This is a genomic window from Enterocloster bolteae, assembly GCF_002234575.2.
Lineage (GTDB): Bacteria > Bacillota > Clostridia > Lachnospirales > Lachnospiraceae > Enterocloster > Enterocloster bolteae.
Genome location: NZ_CP022464.2, coordinates 5,679,785 through 5,696,810 on the forward strand (window position 1 = coordinate 5,679,785; position 17,026 = coordinate 5,696,810).

The window sequence follows — 17,026 nt, forward strand, 5'->3', positions numbered from 1 at the left end:
CCCCTACTTGCCTGCTTCTACAATCTGGTCAATGATGTCCTTATAGGCGCCGCCTTCATAGGAATACCAGATTGGCTCACAGGCGTCCTGGAACGCCTTTAATTCTTCCTCAGTCAATTCAGTGATTGTGACATCCTGCTCCAGCAATTTCTGTTTGGATTCTTCCTCTGCCTCTGCCCACAGCTCCTTCTGGTACTCCCAGGATTCCAGAGCCGTGTCATCAATAATTTTAAGATCTTCTGCACTCAGTTTTTCACGTGACTTTTCGCCCATGACCAGGATGTCGGCCGACCTTGTATGATGGTCCTCCACAAAGTAGGGAGCCACTTCAAAATGGGACTGGTCCAGATAATTGACGATGGAATTCTCAGCAGCGTCCACAACGCCGGTCTGGAGCGCGGAATATACCTCGGAATACGCTGTCGCTACCGACTGGCCGCCTAAAGCCTCCACCATGGACATCATCAGTTCGGACTGCTGTACTCTTACCAGCATACCCTTCATGTCCGCAGGGGAATGGATTTCCTTTTTGGTGTTATAGAAACATCTGGTTCCTCCGTCATAGTAGGTAAGGCCGTAAAGCTTCTTTTCCTTCATCTTATCCCCGCGCAGGATTCCCATACCGATATCCCCGCCATGTACCTTCCAGAAATGCTCTGTATTTTTATAAATATAAGGCATCATTAAGGCATTGTACTCATCCACAAAATTAGTCATGGTGGACAGGTCGGCTTTTACAATATCCATGCCGCCATACTGGAGCTGCTCCAGGCAGGAGATGGCATCTCCAAGGGTGCCGTTGTTGTACACCTCAATGTTGACCCGTCCGTCTGTGCGCTCCCTTACCTGGTCCGCAAACCACTCCACGGCTATAGTGGTACAGTTTCCATCCGGCTGGTTATTGGAAAGTTTTAAGGTGACTGTGTCACCGGATGCCTCAGTCTTGCTCTCCTCCTTATTCTCCTCCTGTGCGGTAGTATCTCCTTCTGTTTTTTCCTCTGCCTTAGCCTCTGTCTGTGTCTCTGAGCCGGAGGATGGTGCCGCTGTGGTTCCTGCATTTCCCCCTCCGCATGCTGTCAGTGTCATCACAAGACCCAGTGCCATCATAACGCTTCTTTTCTTCATTGTATTCTTCTCCTTTTATTCCTGCGCGTAACGCGCATAATTAACCTGTTACCTGGCAGAATACCCGCCGTCTATCGGAATCATGATCCCGGTTATATAATCCGATGCCCTGGAGGCAAGAAATACTGCCGGACCCTCAAAATCATCCGGGGTCCCCCAACGTCCCGCCGGAATTCGCTCATCCATGGGCTGCCGCCGCTTTGAATCACTCCAGATTGCCTTTGTAAGCTCTGTGGCTATGTAGCCCGGCGCAATGGCATTGACGCATATACCGTAAGGTGCAAATTCATTGGACAATGCCCTCGTCATGCCCATGACCCCGTGTTTGGAGCAGGTATAACCGCTGACCTCAACACCTCCGAAGGTGGTAAAAAGAGAGGCGGTATTGATGATTTTCCCTTTCAACCCTTGGTCCCGAAAGTGAATGGCGGCCTTCTGGGACAACCGGTACGGCGCCTTCAGATTAACAGCAATTACCTTATCAAACATCTCTTCCGGATATTCAAATGCATTCTTCCGAAACTGCATACCTGCATTATTGCACAGGATATCCACATGACCGGCTTCTTCCAAAAGGCGTATCCACACCTCATCCACATCAGAAGAAACTGACAAATCCACATGGTAACACCGGCACTCCCGCCCCAGATTTTCAACTGTCCTTCTGGTATCTTCCAAATCCCCGATATCCAGCGCAATGATATCTGCTCCTGCCCTGGCAAGCCCGGCTGCCATACCTTTGCCGATGCCTGTTGCACAGCCTGTAATCACTGCCTTTTTCCCTGCAAGAGAAAACAATGAATCCATATGAAATCTTAACCTCCCCTCCCATGAAAACGGTTTCTTGTATCGTTATGTACATATTAACTCATGAAAACGGTTTCGTCAAGAGTAAATTGTAGATTTTTCAAATTATAATAAACAATATAATAAAAATGGAAAGGGATGAAGATTTTACCCTTCTTCCCTTTCCGTCTCTCCTGTAATCCCTGAAATCTATTATTAATTGGTTCTCCCTGTTCATCCCTTCTCCCGCTTCGCCGCCAGCAGCCTGTCCAGGTAAACAGACTTGAACTGTTTGCTGGCCATGGCCTGCTTAAGCGGCGGCAGCTCCAGGATAGCACTGAACAGGGCGGCCATGGCCCTGTGGTTGGAAAACGCCTGGTTGTCAAACACCAGATTTGCCAATGTTCCCTTCTCAATGGCCTGAAGAACAAATCTGTGGGTGCTGTACACCGGTGTGATGATCTGCTCCGTCCTGCGCTCCATGTGAATGGCCTTGACACCGCAGTTCCTGTCACATACGCCGCAGCCCAGACAAATATCCTTATCCACCACGGCCCGCTTCCTTCCGTTTTCTCCTTCCTCCATGGATATAGCCAATACCGGACATGTCTTTGCGCACTTTCCGCAGCCAACACACTGGTCCCCGGTAATATCAGGAATATAATTGGTGGTGGCCACCGGCTGCATGGGACTGAAATGCCTGGCAGCCTGGAGCGCCTCACAGCAGCACCCGCAGCAGTTGCAGATAAAAGCCGGGTGCTCCCGCACATTTTCCCCTATCTGTACCAGATTGCTGGCGTAGGAGCGTTCCAGCGCATCCAGCGCCTCCTCCCTGGAAATAAGTCTGCAGTAATCCCCGTGCTGGGCCAGGGAACGCGCCACATTGTCAAAGGTCAGGCATACATCCCAGGGAGCGTTAATCTCGCAGGGATGGCCTGCGTGAGACATTTTATGACGGCAGTAGCATAGCCCCAGACCGATATACTCTGCCTCCTCCACGATGTGGGTCGCCCGCTCATAATCCAGGATGTGGTTCATCTTGTCATTGGTCAGAACCGGCTCCTGGACAAACACACGGCCCAGCTTTGTCTCCGTGGCATAAAACAAATCCTTGATAAAATCCTCCTCCACATTCATATACTGGTAATACAATTCACTGAGATACTTTTGGTCAATATCTCCCCTGGTCCTCATCAGGGCAAATTCAATAAACCCGGCCATTGGCGGGGGCATCACGAATTTCCGCACCCCCTTGTCCCAGGAGTCCACCAGCAATGCCTTGCCGCACAGATGATCCAGTAGCTTTTCCGCCTTATACTCCGAAGTCCCCCATATCTTTGCCGCCTTTTTTATGGTAAACGGGCGAACCGGCAGCAGCGCCACCCATTTGGCCTCCTTTTCAGAATATAGGACCTGCAGTATCTTATACAGTGTCTCAGAGGCCGGAGCCCCCTGGGTAAACCAGTTGATACGTTCACCCAGGTTCCGGTATGCGTCACGGGTTGTAAGATGTCCCATTGTCTTTACCTCCTCCTTGGATTTTCCTTGATTGTTCCCATTTTTTCCTCTGCCATACCGCGGAGTGACTGAACCCTCATTCCTGTCAGATAAACCGCGTCATGCCCGGGCATGGAACAACCGCTTCACCATCTACTTTAGCACTGCAAAAAATAATATTCAACAGAAAGTACATCACATGCTTCCTTTCCACAAAATCCTGTTTTGTTTCGTTGTTGTATACCATTCATCCGCCAAATCGAACATATGTTCTGATTTTTCTTGACAAAATCCCCCCTCAGTGATATCTTTAAAATACATCACAGATTTCCTTTTCCACATGAGAGGTGGAAAATATGCAATATTACATACGCATTGATAACCGGAATGTATACGTGTCAGAAGAAATTTATAAACTATACTGCAAAGGCGAGCGGAAGGAGCGGTATTTCCGGGAATCAGATATTCATAACAAGACATTTTATTATAATGCACTGGACACAGAAGATTTTAACGGCTGTGATCTGTTTCAGGACACCCGAGCCAAGCCTGTGGATGAACAGGCAGAGGAAGCTCTGGAGCGCTCTCTGCTCTTTGAGGCCATGAAGGACCTGGACCCCAGAGAGAAGGATATCATACGCCGTATTTACTGTTACGACCAGTCCCTGCGCCAGATTTCCAGGGAAACCGGAGTTCCCGTAACCACCCTTCATTACCGTCATGGAAAGATCCTCCGCAAACTGCGCAGCCTCATGGCCTGAAGGGAAGGTGCTGCACAGATTCTCACAGGCATTTAGGCCAAAAGGCCGCCCGGGCCCACATTCAGGTATCTGTTTCACATGCCTGTCGGCTTTGGACGGCCTTTTCTATCCGGTTTTAATCGAACATATGTTCTGTATATCGGATGAATCTTGTAACCACCCCATGAATGCTTTTAACCGGAACAAAGGAGGAATCTGGTTTGAATATTGTTATATCAACTGAACATAATCAGCTTTTCAGACAACTTTACGCAGCTGCAGACGCAGCCATCTCCAACCGGCATCTGCGGGGCATGGAGCTATATGCCTTCAGAAGCCTGACGCCGGAAGAACTCATCAAGGAAGCTGCCGGCTCTCCCGCAGATCTGTGGCTCATGTTCTTTGACAGCGACAGCCGGCCTGACTGGCCGGATGTACTGAACAGGCTTACATCTTTCAGCAGTCAAATTATGGTCTGCATAGTGAGCAGTGATTACAGCACCGCAGCCCGTCTCATCAACAGCCACTCTGTCCGCGGCGTTGCAGGTTATATCCATCCTGTCCATGACAACTTAGAGCGCTCCTGCCTGAACATCCTGACCTATCTGAACCGCCGTGTAACTTCCGCAGATGGATTTCTAATCGTGCACGGCAGCAGCCGTGACACCCGGCTTTCCTTTTCCAGCATCTATTATATAGAAACTGTAAAAGGAACTCATATGTGCAATATACACTGCTCAGACGGAGTATATACCTTCCGTTCCGGCATAAAAGAGTTGTCAGAAAAGCTGAAGCCGCCCTTTCGTCAGGTCCGGGCATCCACCATAGCCAATCTGTCAAATGTCCGGTCCTTTGAACCAACCCAGGGCATTCTTTCCTTTACAGGCGGTATTTCATGCTGCTGCTCCCGCAGCTACAGGCATGATGTATCCGATTATTTCCGCAGGCATCCGCGTCATGTGCATGCGGAAGGGGATATGGCGGAAAGGGGACCCGGGTGACGGGAAAGCGGCAGGGAGAGAATACGGCAGTGAAAAGACTATCCGAAACACATAAGGCGGACACTTTATGCAGAGCACATTAAAAGGGCAGAGTTTCCCACCTCTGCCCTTTCCTTTCACATCTATCTATAATTATCTGACATTTCCCTGGGGCAGTACCAACCACCGCCCTTCTGTCCCCTGTCATGATAAAAATAACTGCCGTTCCATCATCCGCCGTCTGGTGAGTCCCTCCAGTACCTTTCCTGCCGCTTTGTTCCATTTAGGAAATTCATCCGCTGCCCCTTTCACATCACCTGCGTGCAGACGCTTCAAAAGCGTACTGTTCCTGAGAGCGCCTGCCCCCAGATTATAGGCAAAGCTTACCAGGGCATCAAACTGATTTTGGGTTACGCTGCACTCCAGCACCTTATTTACAGCCTTCTCAAAGGCCCTTAGGTCCTCCCTCAAATATGCCTCTGCCTGTGCCTGGGTAATCTTCATCCCCATGGCCACGCCGGCCGTATGCCCATATCCAATGGTGGGGACCCCTGCCGCGCAGCGGTACGCCTCCAGACGGCAGCCCTCAAACTGTTTAATCAGGCAGATACCTGCATCCGATATCCTTCGTTCTCCCTGGGCATATCCCGCTTTACGATCTGCTTCTGAAGCGGTTCCTGCCTTTGTGACCGGAGGCTGCACTGCACCAGCCGTATATTCGCTGCCCTCGTACGCTGCCAGCGCAGGGTTTTTTCCTTCTGTTTTGCCAGGAGATGTATGTTCCGGCTCCCTGCCGGCTCCATTTTCCACCGATATTCCTCCCGTACTAATGGGAATCTCCGCGGATTCTTCTTCCGGAAAATGCAGTACGCCGTTTTTGTCCACCTGTACCATAAACCGTGTCCCAAGCTTTGCCATCTGTCCATCCCGGTTAAAGTAATACGGCTTTCCTTTAATAAGCTGAAGGCCCTTAACCATTGCAAAATCCGCCCCAAAATAATACCAATTATCTTTATAAAGATACCAGTTATTCCGCACCGCATGGCCGGAACCGTCGAACCAGAACCACTGGCCTTTGTCCTGATACCAGTCATTGGCCACATACCGTTCCGGTTCCAGATAAAAACGGACCCCTCCGTCTTCTTTGAACCATCCCGTGGGATGGGCTGATGGAACTGCTGATTCACATACCTGCTCTGAATAGTCAATATCCTTAAGTTTCAGCACACTGACCCAGGGTGTATCCTGCGCCCTTGTCTCCACCGTACCGTAATTGATTCCCTTGGCCTCAATGCATGTTCCGTCTCCAATGTACACCCCGATATGCCCTGGCTTCCATAGAGCCCAGCCTGCCATTGCTTCATTCAATGCTCCTATGGGCTGTACCTCACGGGCAGTCTCCTTATAATTGGCGCTTCCCCTCAATATGCCGGTGCACCAGGTAATCAGGCCGGAACAATCCGTACAGTGCTTTCCCATAAAACTCCTGGCCTTAGTTATGTACTGGGGTGTATAGACCTTGGGGTTTTCCGCTGCCAGCTGTTTCAGCAGCGCTTCCGTCAGGACCTGCCCCTTCATGCCGAACACATATGGTGTGCCCAGCTTTCCCTTGCAGAATTCAATCAATTCCCTGCTTGTCTTGCTCATAATTTATTTTCTCCTCTCTGTTCATGAACCGGTATCTTCTGTCTCTATGCCGGTAAAATCCGTATAGTAAATATTCTGCCGTACATCCATCAGCATGAAACCGTAGAAATATCCATCCCCGGATACAGGTACTGTCTCTAAAAGCATATCATCCGGTTCTTCTATATAAAATTCAGTTCCCATATAGTAGCTGTCCGTGTAGTACCTGTCCTCCGTGATTTGGTCTGGATTATGACTCGTCTCGCCGTGAGAGCTCCCGGCAGTATTTCCGGTTTCATCTCTGATTTCATCTTTTGTTTCATCGCCAGCTTCATCTTTGGTCTCATCTTTGGCCCCATCTATGGTCTCATCTTTGGCCTCATCTTTGGCCTCATCAACCGGTTCCTCCTCCACGTCCTCCATATGTTCAACCAGATAAAGCGGAGTCACCCGATCCCCCTCCTTTAACTCATAAATCTGCTTTGCGGCCTCGGAGGTCTGCCCTGCAGGTGTCACGGAAAGAACCTGCCCGTCTTCATGCTCCTCGTCAAACCCTATCCGCATCGTGCACAGCTCCCCATTATACAGAACCGGGGCCATATATTCCGTGTATGCATCCAGATTCATGGTTTCAATCAGGCAAAGTACCTGCCCCTTCATTCCCATATAGCTGTTCTCCGGAGCCGCCCGCAGGGTACCGTCCACGCCAATATCCACATCACTGTCTGTGCAGAGAAGGTAGTAGTTCCCGTCATCCCCCACAGGACAGAATACAGCCAAATACGCTCCTGTCACGTCGGAAACATCCTCGGGGGCTATGCTGATTTCCACTGTACCGTCCTTATGCGCATTTATGTCCCCCCATTCCACGCCGCTTTCCCGGGCCAGATACGCCGCATATCCATCCGTCAGCTGCCTGTAGGCACTGCAGAATCCTGTGGTATCATACGTTTCAAGATCCTCGCTCAGATAGGGGTTGGAACCGCTTGGCAGGTATATAGTAAGACCGCTTGGATTCCCGGGATAGCCTTTGGCCCACTGGTCCGTCACAAGCTTCCCCATCCGCTCCTTCAATGTCTGAAAGGCGCTTTCATCCGGATATACGCTCTGGCAGGCATCCAGGAATTCCAGTACATCCACCAGCTCCGGAGAACCTCCCGCCTGTCTGCTGCCAAATGCCAGCATTTTCATTCTGTCCTTTCCCAGCTCCCTGTACAGCTCTTCCCGCAGTTCCTGGGGTATCCCGTCCACATATTGGTGAAATACCTCATGAAACGCCGGATATTCCTTCATATCCAAAAGGCTCATGGCAACAGGCGCAGTACCTGAGGCATAGTAGGCATCATAGGCATCCACCATAGACCGGCCCACTGCTTCTCCCCATTCCATATCAGACGGCAGACTGTCTCCCAGAGCTGTCATCCAGCTGTAATCATATCCATCCTGAGGTTCCAGCTCCGGAGATGCAATGACATAGCCGGCCCTTCCCTCCAGACAGTCAGCAATCTCCACGCTTCCCATAAGGCAGGCGTCAAACGCCACAAAGTCAAACGCTTTGTCTGCCATAACAGAATGGTCCAGAGCCTCTCTTATCTCCTCTAACGAGAGCCCGTCCCCGTCAAAATGACTGTCGCTTCCGTATCCACCCACCGGACCTCCTCCATGATTCCACAGTATCAACCCATAATGGTTGGCCGGATAAGACTGGACGCCGTAATTGACAAAATCCGTCAATGTATCCGCATCCCCCATGTTCCTGATTTCCATGGGTTCCATGGAGGATATCCCATCCTCTGTCAGAGAAAATCTGGCATAGGGTACACCATCCATTTCATCCAGCTCCCACCGGGTGGAACCGCCTGCCTCAACCACCACATGAAGAGAGGGAAAATTTTCCTCCTGTCCCGCCGTCCTCAGGGCATCCATCATTTCCCTGAGGTCCGCTGTGGCTGCTCCATAATCCCCTTCCAGGTCGCTTCCGTTCATGTAAACCATGATTGTACTGTCCGCCGCCTCTGCGGCCTCTGTATACTCCTTTACCTGTATGCCCTGACGCTCAGAGCCGCTCACCGTATAGAGAGCGGCACCTGCCAGCAGGGCGCTCAGGGCCGCCGCGATTCGCGGCGCAGTGACCCTCTTTCTTTTTTCATCCATCTGCCAATCTCCTTTTCATTATCTGTTCAAAATCATTTTTCTGCTTCGTGTTTTAACGCCTCGCATCTTGCCTGTTCACAGCCTACAGCCTGCTGTCATACCTGCCCTTGCGGCTCCTGTTCCTCATTACGCGCACGTTCTCAGAGGTCCGGGCCCCAAATTCCTGCCTGGCCTCGTCCATATACTGGTGAATCAATTCCTCCCGGGAAAGATTAATGTAATTCTTGCCGCTGCGGTCCACAGGAAAGCTGCGGTACATGGCTTCCTCGGTCTTATTCAGCACGCGCTCCATACTCCCTTCCGCCGCGGACAGCGCCTTCTTCTGTTTCTGCTCACCTGTTTTCTGCTTTTGAAGCTCTGCATACGAGAGCATCTGTTTTCTCTGGCTCTCCACCGCGGACATGCTCTTCTTTACCTCATCGTACAGCAGCTTTGCCTGGTCGTAATTGCGAATGACATCCTTCAGCTCAGACAGCTCCTCATCCCGGAATACGCCCTCCTTTTCTTTCAGGGTAATCTTGCGCTTTAATCCCCCCATGGAGCCGGACAGCGCCTTCACATCCCCGGCCTGTTCCCCCGTACTCAGGATACCGCCCACACAGTCCAGGGCGTTCATATACTCCTGGTTCATCTGGTCAAAATCCGACATAGGTTCGCTAAACTCCCTGATATAGGCTTCCTGCATGGAACGCATCAGCCTTGTGGAAGATTTCATCTGTTCCCTGGCACCTGCCAGGCGTCTGCACTGCTCTTCTATGGTATACGTCTCATGGCTGTACCGCCTGAAATTGCTGCGGAAAGCCCCGTCCTCAATGTGGTCCAAATCATTCTTCATCTGCCCGTTCATATTACCTGATACCGCGCCTGCCGCATCGGATTTCAGGGCAGAGTGGCCCATCTTTGTCTCGTACCGGTAGGTCTTTCCCAGGGCGACAAACTCTATGGATGCCCTGAATTCCTGTTCGCTCATATTAGCCTTGCCGTACAGCTCCAGCCGGTTGATATAGAAGAATGACAATGCCCCCTGTATCACGGCATTTACCGCTTTCATGACGCCTTCTCCCACTTTTCCAGCCAACTGCACCGCGGCTTTGGCCACCTGAAGGGCGGCTGTGGCCACTCCGATTGCCACATATATGCCGGCCTTAGCCACCTCATAGGCTCCTATCTCAATTCCCTTTGCAATGGCCACAAATGCCTTCTTCCACCACTTGGCGTTCCTGATGGAGCGTTTACAGTCTTCAATTTTACGGTTCAGGGAATCAATCTGGCCATACAGTTCATTCACATGGGCCTGGGCCCTGTCAATCTCCCTGGTAGCATTCTTAATCTTATCCCTGAGCCGGTCAATGGCTCTGTTTATGCTCTCCTGCACCGCCTTCAATTTTTCCGCCAGCTTGGACGTATCAATCACCAGACGGAATTCAAACCCGCCCCGGTTAAAATCCTGGTAATTCACCTTCAGATGAATGCTTACATCAAAAATCGCCAGCCAGTTAAACCGCACATCAATGGATATAAGACCCTTACAGAAGATAATCCTGGTTTCAAAATACAGGATGGACAGCAGTTCAATCCGTCCGTCCAGATAGAAGGTCACATCCTTCTTGCCTGCGGACAGGAAGAATACAATCCCTCTCTGCTCCTTACCCATAAACTGCCTCAGCACACTGTCCGCCGGCACGGGAAGGGCTTCTCCGGACTCCTGCCCTGCTTGGGAGGGACCTAATTTCAGGAATCCCAGATTAACCTCCGGTATGCGTCCATACGCCAGCACCCCATCCCCCTCCCGGAAGGAAAACAGAACCTCGAACCGGACCTTGAAAATCTCAATGACTCCGCATACAAAGATTCCCCGCTCCACCGTGTAACTGCCCAGCCTGGTATTTACATCCGCATAGTAGAACTGGGCCGTAAGCTTTATACCGCCTGAACCGTCTATGTAATAATGCCGCATCCGCCGCTGGTCCACCAGGTCCACTCCATCCCCAAAGGGAGACGCCTTTACCTGATCCCTTTCCAATACCAGGCTGTTATCATGGATTCTCTGGTTAAATGCCTCTGCCAGCCGGGCTCCGTCCGCACGTTTAACCATTTCCCGGTCAAATGCCTGCATGTCCTGGAAAGGAAGTCCCAATATACGTATAAAATCAATGCTGTCAAGACCGTCAAAGGAACATCCCAGCAGATTCCTCACCAAAATGGGAATGGACAGGTCACTGACTGCTGCGGACAGCAAATCCAGCTTTGGGACCGACCCTGCCACAGTAAGCATTACAGCCCCAAACAAGTGGATTTCCCTTATATAAAGATTGGCAAACATGGCAAAGGAAGGGCCCCGGTCAAACCCTACGGCCAGACAGGTATCCCCTATGGAAAAGGGACCAGCCAGAGGAATGGGTTCCCTGACCTCTCCAAAGGCCTCCACCATAAAGCGGGTTCTGGATATGCCGCAGTTAACATGAAACTCCATATCCGGCACAAAAGCAAACCGAAAGGAGCCCTGAAGGGCCAGGGACAAGGCCCTGCTTCTTAGCTCAACTGCCAGACACATATTCCTGCTCTCCATGAAACTATTTTTAGATGCAGGTATTGCCGCCATGCACAGAAATCCATCTTCACCCGCCCCCAGGAAAAGCTGCGCCTCCTTAAGGCCGAACAATTCCCTGAGCGCTTTCTCAAACACGCTGTCTCCATTCAGTTTTAAATGGGAGTAGGTAAGAAGGCTGCACCTGTCAATCCGGGACGGAAAGGCCTCTGCTCCCGGCGCCTCAGCCATCAGGTCCCGGGGACTCAGCCCCTTTCCCACACGTCCGAAGAAATAAAACTCCTCCATCCCAAAAAAGTCCGCTGCCTTTTTTACTGCATCCATAAGGGATGATACCTGGGCATTTCCCCCATTACTGTCTGCTGAAAATGAAAAAAGAATGGCTGCGCTTCCCCTGCCTGCTGCTGCCTTGAAATACAGCCCTGGTTCTCCATAACCCAGGGCTGTGATTCCATGAATGCAGGAAAGAGTGGCGCGTTGACTGGAAGCATGTACCAGGCCTGAGGCGTATGCCTCGAATTTAGAAGCCATTTCACTGTTCACAGCCTCCAATAATCCTGCGGGCCCCCTCTGGTCCATCTGCAGTTCCCCGTAAAATGACATTTCGTTCTTATCATACCAGACAGCCAGCTTGGCCGGACAGCCCTTGACGGCTCCCTCCACGGCTATACTGCACGACATCTGCCTCTGGTTCATTCCTGCCGCTCCTTTCCTGCAATCGTTCCATGATGCTTTGTCCATTGCTTAATGTAATGCTTTAAATGCTGCTTTGAATGCTACTTTGAATGCTGCTTTATCTGCAGCTTCCCAAACTGTGTTTCCTGCGCTACTTAGCGGCCTGACTCTTGTCCGGCAGTGCGGCCACGCCCAGGTATTCGTCCACAGTAATCAGGGCCATCTTGTCCACTACCTTCTTTCTGTCCGTATTCCAGACAGAAATGGAAAGGTTGGTCACATCCACAATAGGCTTAATGGTTTCCGGTACCAGACCTTCTGTTACCACCTGCAGCTGAAACGCATACTCCAGAACAGAGTTCTCTCCCTTTTTACAGATGTACAGATACGCCATCTGCAGTCTGATTACAATATCTTCCAGTTTCATGGATGTGGAGCCGCCACCCTCCTTGGCGGCCTCGGTCATGGCTGTCTCAAGCTGGGTCGTATCCACGGCAGTATCACTGCCAGACACACCCTTGGCCATCTTCTTGATATCGTCAATCAGATCCTTTACCGAAATCCCACTGTCCGGCGTCTGTTCTGACGGAATCAAAAGAACTGCGTATCCTCCCTCATTTTTTTCATACATGGCATGAAGCTGGGTCCCAATCAGGGAAAAGTCAATACCTATTGAAGCTTTTAATGTGTTGTTTTCCATTCTGCTGCTCTCCTTTTCTTAGATTATTTTGTATTCTATCTATCTCAATGCAGCCCTCCGGATGACTGCAAAGCCATCATACCGCTGAAATGGCGCCCACTGCGCCTTGACGGCATCCTTTGAATGATTACCGGCATGAATGGCTGTTAATTGCTGAAACCATATCATGTTTCTGATGTAATATCCTGGCACTGCTCTAACCAGGGTGTGATTTTATCAATTCGCACCATCCTCTTCGGCAGAAAAAATGGCGTTCTGCATGTAATGACCTGCTCCACCTCATCCATTGTTTTCTGCAATTTGCGTGTCCATTTTCCCAATTCTTCCCAGGTGTCTCTGTCTCCTCCCTCTGCATACAATATACATTCTTTCTCTGTAAGCTCCATTCCGGTTACCGTATCATGGGTTCTCCAGACCAGCCGGCTGTATGAATCTGAAATCATCTGTTCCTCCCCACCAAGAGTACTGTTCCTGTCACGGCACAGATCCATCTCATCCGCCAGGCGTATGATGCCCGCGATATAAGGAAGGCAGACGGACTCAGTCCCTATTTGAAATGCTGCGGGAAAGGCATTTTCATCCCACAAATCCGTTTTTCTGTGTCCTCTTACTGCCTGCATAACAGGAAATACATACTCTTTCCGGATTTCAAAAATATCACTGTATTTTTCCACAAGCAGGGCACTGAATTCCTGATGATATTCCCGGATCAACTCTGCTTCTCTGCCCTTGGCAGGATATAGTTCCCCGCACAGCACAGGGGCCAGTCCCTCAAAATCAGCTTTTGAAATCCCCATACCCAAATCATGGAACAGAATCCCCGTCAAAAGCACATACAGCTCGCTTCCATTCAGCTGCAGCAGACAATCTCCCACCAGCTGTCCGGCCAGATTCATAATATTCAGGCAATGAAGGCTGCTGTGGTCCGTATACTGGGGAAATACGTTCCTGTACCGGTCCAGCATCATACAGGCTCCGGTGGAAGCTTCCAGATAGTTTCTGTGAAGGCTGGGAGAACACTGCTTCAGGCGTTTCTGCAAAGCGAACTCCCATTTTTCTGTAGCGGTATGGTTTATGTACGTATCAGTATGTTTTATATCTTGTTCCTTGTGATTCATGTATATATCACTCCTTCTGCTGTTCATAAAATGGGGTTATATGATGGCCGCTGTACGTTCCTGATCTTTTCTTATGATCTCTGACTGTCTTTTTCTTATAATGTCTGTCTGTAGTCTCTTGCCGTAGCCTCTTTGCCGCAGTCTCTTACCATCATCTCTTGCCGCAGCCTCTTGCCATCGTCTCTTACCATAATTCCGTACTATATTCTCCTGCTGAAATCCCTTCTATAAATATCCGCCATATATGCCCACGCCGTATTTTCCCTGTCATCCATTAGGCCTTCTCCTTCCGCCCTGTTCCTGTCTGTATGACGAATGGCTGCTCTCCTCCTTCTGCCACATCTGGTTCTCCTTAAGAGACAAATCTTCCAGTGCGTTTAAAAACATCTGGTCTCTCTGTTTCCGGTCTCTATAATTCCCTACGCCCAACATGTAGAAAGAAGTTTCGCTTTTCAAGCGCTCCGCATTGGAACGGTAGCGAATCATATTTTCATGCCATCCGAAAATGCCGGATAAACCTCCAACAATCCCCGACAAACCGGATAATGCCGTGATACACAACTGCCGCATCCCGTCGGAAAGCATGTTGCCCGGAATGGAATTCAGAAGAAGTATGAGAGTCGGCATAACAATTCCCATACAGGCAGACATATAATAGAAACACTGGCACCGGTTCGCCATGACCATGTACCACTCCAGCCTGTTAATCAGCCGTTCCCTGATATACGGGTCTTTGACATGCTCCTCAATACTTTTTAAAAATGTTCTGTCATTTTCCATGTTGTAACTGTCCAATTCTAATAATCTCATTTCACTCTAAGGACCTCCTTCGGATTATACTCATGCTGCCATGATACACCTAGTTCAGGCTAAACCGGTTATTAACGGCGCGGTTGAACGGGAGGGCGGCATGGTTGGGTGGCTTGGTTCGCCGGCAGTGTTGGGCAGCTTGGTTCGCCGGCAGTGTTGGGCAGCTTGGTTTGCCGGCAGCGTGGGCCAGCTTGGTTTGCCGGCAGCGTGGGCCAGCTTAGTTCGACGGCAGCGTTCGCCAGCTTAGTTCGCCAGCAGCGTGGGGAAGTTTAGTTCGCTGGCAACGTGGGCCAGCTTAGTTCGACGGCAGCGTTCGCCAGCTTAGTTCGACGGCAGCGTTCGCCAGCTTAGTTCGCTGGCAGCGTGGGTCAGCTTAATTCGCCGGTACCATGGGACAGCTTAGTTCTCCGGCAGCATGGGCCAGCTTAGCTCTCCGGCAACGTGGGACAGCTTAGTTCGACGGCACCGTTCGCCAGCACTGCCAAGCGGCGCCGGCGCACGAAAAAGGACGTCAAGCCACAGACCATTCCATGGCTTAACGTCCTTTCACCCAATCAGTCTCTGAAACCCCAGTCAGACCGGATTACATTCCTGCAAACTGATTCTTTACCTTCATGATTTTCTGCTGTTCCGCCTGCTCCATCTGATACCATCCCTTAGCGGACATCTGCTTATAGATGTCATCCTGCATACACAGGCTGTCATTCAGTGCCTGGTTAAAGGTCTGATGCACATTAGCTGTGGAAGACTCGATGGTTCCGTGGACATACAGGTCACATACACCCTTCTCGGTCAGAAGAAGGTTCTCCATAATACACTTGTCATCCATTCTCTGCTTCCTCCTTATACGAGATTATAAAAACTGTCAAAAATCTGCTTGTGCTTCTGTTCCATCTGCTGTGCCTGATTTTTAAGAGCAGGATCCTGCAGATTCTGGATGGCTTCCTGGCACTGATTCATTAAAAACTGCTCATGGCCTAATGCATCCTCAATATAATTTAATTCCTTTGGACTCATAAGATATCACCTCCATGATTAGTATGCCGCATGCCTTTCCAGGATATGCATAAACCTGAATGTATCTACAATTGATTAACTTATCAGGTGGAATACAAATGGGCTCAATACTAAAAGTCCAATACTAAAAGGCCCAATACTAAAAGGCCCAATACTAAAAGGTCCAATACTAAAAGGTCAATACTAACAGCCCCAATATTATTATCAAATAAAACTTGTAATTTCACCCTAAAATACAGTACAATAGTAATAGTAACATGTATACCGGCAGTCAATTTTCCGGAACCACAAGGAGGGATATTCAATGGCAAAAAAATCACTCATCATTGCAGCCTTGGCAGCTTTCCTCTCCATGGGCACTCTGTTCTCCGCCTATGGACAGGAAAAAGCAATCACATCCATACCCTTGACATTTTCCTGGGACACGGCCCCAAAGGGCGGCGAACTGGTAGGCAATGTATATGCAGTATCCAGCAACGGTGAATTCAAGGTGGAAGGAGCAGTGTACGACAAAAAGGATGACCAGTGGGACTATGGCGAGAGGCCTATCGTGGAAGTGGAGCTTTCTGCAAAGGACGGATACTATTTTTCCAGCACAAAACGCAGCATCTTTTCACTAACCGGCTGCGGAGCCCAGTTTAAAACCGCTGAAAAGGACAGCGATGGAAGTGCTTTAATTCTTCAGGTGTATCTGCCTGCCATAGACGGCAATCTTCCCGCTACCACGTCTGTCAGCTGGAACCTGACCACCGCTGTATGGGATAAGGTAAACGGAGCCAAAAACTATGAAGTGCGTCTGTACCGGGATAAAATACTGGTGACCACCCAAAAGACTACCGAATCCACCTATGATTTCAGCTCCTACATCAATGTGGAGGGAAATTACACCTTCACAGTACGGGCATTGGGCACCTACAGCTCCCAGGCCGGACCATGGACAGATAACTCCGAGCCCCTGACCATCCGCACCGAAGACACCTGGTTTATCACCAACGGAACATGGGATAAGACCTCATCGGGTTGGCGCTATGTATACCCAAACAATGTCTATCCTGTAAACAGCTGGCGTTGCATCAGCGACAACTGGTATTATTTTGGGAATAATGGGTATATGGAATCTGATTGTTATGTAAAATCATCTGACCAGGATTTGTATTACTGGCTGGGAAGCGACGGAATCTGGAATACTGAGAAGGATACGGCTGCGCCGGAGTCCGGGGCGCGGGTAGTGAAATAGTAACTATATAAAA

14 protein-coding genes are annotated in these 17,026 nt (G+C 50.0%); 3 read left to right on the plus strand and 11 right to left on the minus strand.

What is annotated here, in order from left to right; translation table 11 throughout:
* Nucleotides 1-3: 3 nt before the first annotated feature.
* The 3 genes from CGC65_RS26400 to CGC65_RS26410 form a co-directional block, all read right to left on the minus strand.
* Entirely contained in the window at nucleotides 4-1,125 is a 1,122-nt protein-coding gene (locus CGC65_RS26400) for a TRAP transporter substrate-binding protein (RefSeq protein WP_002566568.1), read from the minus strand.
* A gap of 48 nt (nucleotides 1,126-1,173) precedes the next feature.
* The gene (locus CGC65_RS26405) at nucleotides 1,174-1,932 is read right to left on the minus strand and encodes an SDR family oxidoreductase (RefSeq protein ID WP_002566569.1); all 759 of its coding nucleotides are present in this window, start codon (nucleotides 1,930-1,932) and stop codon (nucleotides 1,174-1,176) included.
* A 213-nt stretch (nucleotides 1,933-2,145) separates the two neighbouring features.
* On the minus strand, nucleotides 2,146-3,429 hold the full coding sequence (locus tag CGC65_RS26410; RefSeq protein WP_002566571.1) for a 4Fe-4S dicluster domain-containing protein: 1,284 nt from the start codon (nucleotides 3,427-3,429) through the stop codon (nucleotides 2,146-2,148).
* Between the two features lie 335 nt (nucleotides 3,430-3,764).
* On the opposite strand from CGC65_RS26410, the gene CGC65_RS26415 reads away from it, so the two are divergent.
* Nucleotides 3,765-4,169 carry a sigma-70 family RNA polymerase sigma factor gene (locus tag CGC65_RS26415; protein WP_002566573.1) on the plus strand — a complete coding sequence of 135 codons (405 nt, stop codon included), beginning with the start codon at nucleotides 3,765-3,767 and terminating at the stop codon, nucleotides 4,167-4,169.
* A 200-nt stretch (nucleotides 4,170-4,369) separates the two neighbouring features.
* On the plus strand, nucleotides 4,370-5,149 hold the full coding sequence (locus CGC65_RS26420; protein WP_002566574.1) for a LytTR family DNA-binding domain-containing protein: 780 nt from the start codon (nucleotides 4,370-4,372) through the stop codon (nucleotides 5,147-5,149).
* Nucleotides 5,150-5,332: 183 nt separating this feature from the next.
* Here the strand turns inward: CGC65_RS26420 and CGC65_RS26425 are convergent, their stop codons facing one another.
* From CGC65_RS26425 to CGC65_RS31460, 8 genes are all read right to left on the minus strand, one after another.
* Nucleotides 5,333-6,775, minus strand: coding sequence for a glycoside hydrolase family protein (locus tag CGC65_RS26425; protein ID WP_002566575.1), 1,443 nt, complete (start codon nucleotides 6,773-6,775; stop codon nucleotides 5,333-5,335).
* A 21-nt stretch (nucleotides 6,776-6,796) separates the two neighbouring features.
* Nucleotides 6,797-8,908: a clostripain-related cysteine peptidase gene (locus tag CGC65_RS26430; protein ID WP_002566576.1), complete on the minus strand. Its 2,112-nt coding sequence runs from the start codon at nucleotides 8,906-8,908 to the stop codon at nucleotides 6,797-6,799.
* An 82-nt stretch (nucleotides 8,909-8,990) separates the two neighbouring features.
* Entirely contained in the window at nucleotides 8,991-12,152 is a 3,162-nt protein-coding gene (locus tag CGC65_RS26435) for a hypothetical protein (protein WP_002566577.1), read from the minus strand.
* Between the two features lie 130 nt (nucleotides 12,153-12,282).
* Nucleotides 12,283-12,831 (minus strand): hypothetical protein, encoded by a 549-nt coding sequence (locus CGC65_RS26440; RefSeq protein ID WP_002566578.1) that lies wholly within the window; start codon nucleotides 12,829-12,831, stop codon nucleotides 12,283-12,285.
* A 164-nt stretch (nucleotides 12,832-12,995) separates the two neighbouring features.
* A complete protein-coding gene (locus CGC65_RS26445) occupies nucleotides 12,996-13,949 on the minus strand; it encodes an HD domain-containing protein (RefSeq protein ID WP_002566579.1) in 954 nt (317 codons plus the stop codon).
* 267 nt (nucleotides 13,950-14,216) lie between these two features.
* The gene (locus CGC65_RS26450) at nucleotides 14,217-14,759 is read right to left on the minus strand and encodes a DUF4231 domain-containing protein (RefSeq protein WP_002566580.1); all 543 of its coding nucleotides are present in this window, start codon (nucleotides 14,757-14,759) and stop codon (nucleotides 14,217-14,219) included.
* Between the two features lie 583 nt (nucleotides 14,760-15,342).
* Nucleotides 15,343-15,588, minus strand: a complete 246-nt coding sequence (locus CGC65_RS26455) for a spore coat protein (RefSeq protein WP_002566581.1) — start codon at nucleotides 15,586-15,588, stop codon at nucleotides 15,343-15,345.
* 14 nt (nucleotides 15,589-15,602) lie between these two features.
* The gene (locus CGC65_RS31460; protein WP_002566582.1) at nucleotides 15,603-15,776 is read right to left on the minus strand and encodes a hypothetical protein; all 174 of its coding nucleotides are present in this window, start codon (nucleotides 15,774-15,776) and stop codon (nucleotides 15,603-15,605) included.
* A gap of 304 nt (nucleotides 15,777-16,080) precedes the next feature.
* On the opposite strand from CGC65_RS31460, the gene CGC65_RS26460 reads away from it, so the two are divergent.
* Nucleotides 16,081-17,013: a hypothetical protein gene (locus CGC65_RS26460; RefSeq protein WP_002566583.1), complete on the plus strand. Its 933-nt coding sequence runs from the start codon at nucleotides 16,081-16,083 to the stop codon at nucleotides 17,011-17,013.
* Nucleotides 17,014-17,026 lie beyond the last annotated feature (13 nt).

What these genes read in the sequence shown, in the direction of transcription:
- CGC65_RS26400 (WP_002566568.1), bottom strand. Translation starts at nt 1,125, where the DNA reads ATGAAGAAAAGAAGCGTTATGATGGCACTGGGTCTTGTGATGACACTG.
- CGC65_RS26405 (WP_002566569.1), bottom strand. Translation starts at nt 1,932, where the DNA reads ATGGATTCATTGTTTTCTCTTGCAGGGAAAAAGGCAGTGATTACAGGC.
- CGC65_RS26410 (WP_002566571.1), bottom strand. Translation starts at nt 3,429, where the DNA reads ATGGGACATCTTACAACCCGTGACGCATACCGGAACCTGGGTGAACGT.
- CGC65_RS26415 (WP_002566573.1), top strand. Translation starts at nt 3,765, where the DNA reads ATGCAATATTACATACGCATTGATAACCGGAATGTATACGTGTCAGAA.
- CGC65_RS26425 (WP_002566575.1), bottom strand. Translation starts at nt 6,775, where the DNA reads ATGAGCAAGACAAGCAGGGAATTGATTGAATTCTGCAAGGGAAAGCTG.
- CGC65_RS26430 (WP_002566576.1), bottom strand. Translation starts at nt 8,908, where the DNA reads ATGGATGAAAAAAGAAAGAGGGTCACTGCGCCGCGAATCGCGGCGGCC.
- CGC65_RS26435 (WP_002566577.1), bottom strand. Translation starts at nt 12,152, where the DNA reads ATGAACCAGAGGCAGATGTCGTGCAGTATAGCCGTGGAGGGAGCCGTC.
- CGC65_RS26440 (WP_002566578.1), bottom strand. Translation starts at nt 12,831, where the DNA reads ATGGAAAACAACACATTAAAAGCTTCAATAGGTATTGACTTTTCCCTG.
- CGC65_RS26445 (WP_002566579.1), bottom strand. Translation starts at nt 13,949, where the DNA reads ATGAATCACAAGGAACAAGATATAAAACATACTGATACGTACATAAAC.
- CGC65_RS26450 (WP_002566580.1), bottom strand. Translation starts at nt 14,759, where the DNA reads ATGAGATTATTAGAATTGGACAGTTACAACATGGAAAATGACAGAACA.
- CGC65_RS26455 (WP_002566581.1), bottom strand. Translation starts at nt 15,588, where the DNA reads ATGGATGACAAGTGTATTATGGAGAACCTTCTTCTGACCGAGAAGGGT.
- CGC65_RS31460 (WP_002566582.1), bottom strand. Translation starts at nt 15,776, where the DNA reads ATGAGTCCAAAGGAATTAAATTATATTGAGGATGCATTAGGCCATGAG.
- CGC65_RS26460 (WP_002566583.1), top strand. Translation starts at nt 16,081, where the DNA reads ATGGCAAAAAAATCACTCATCATTGCAGCCTTGGCAGCTTTCCTCTCC.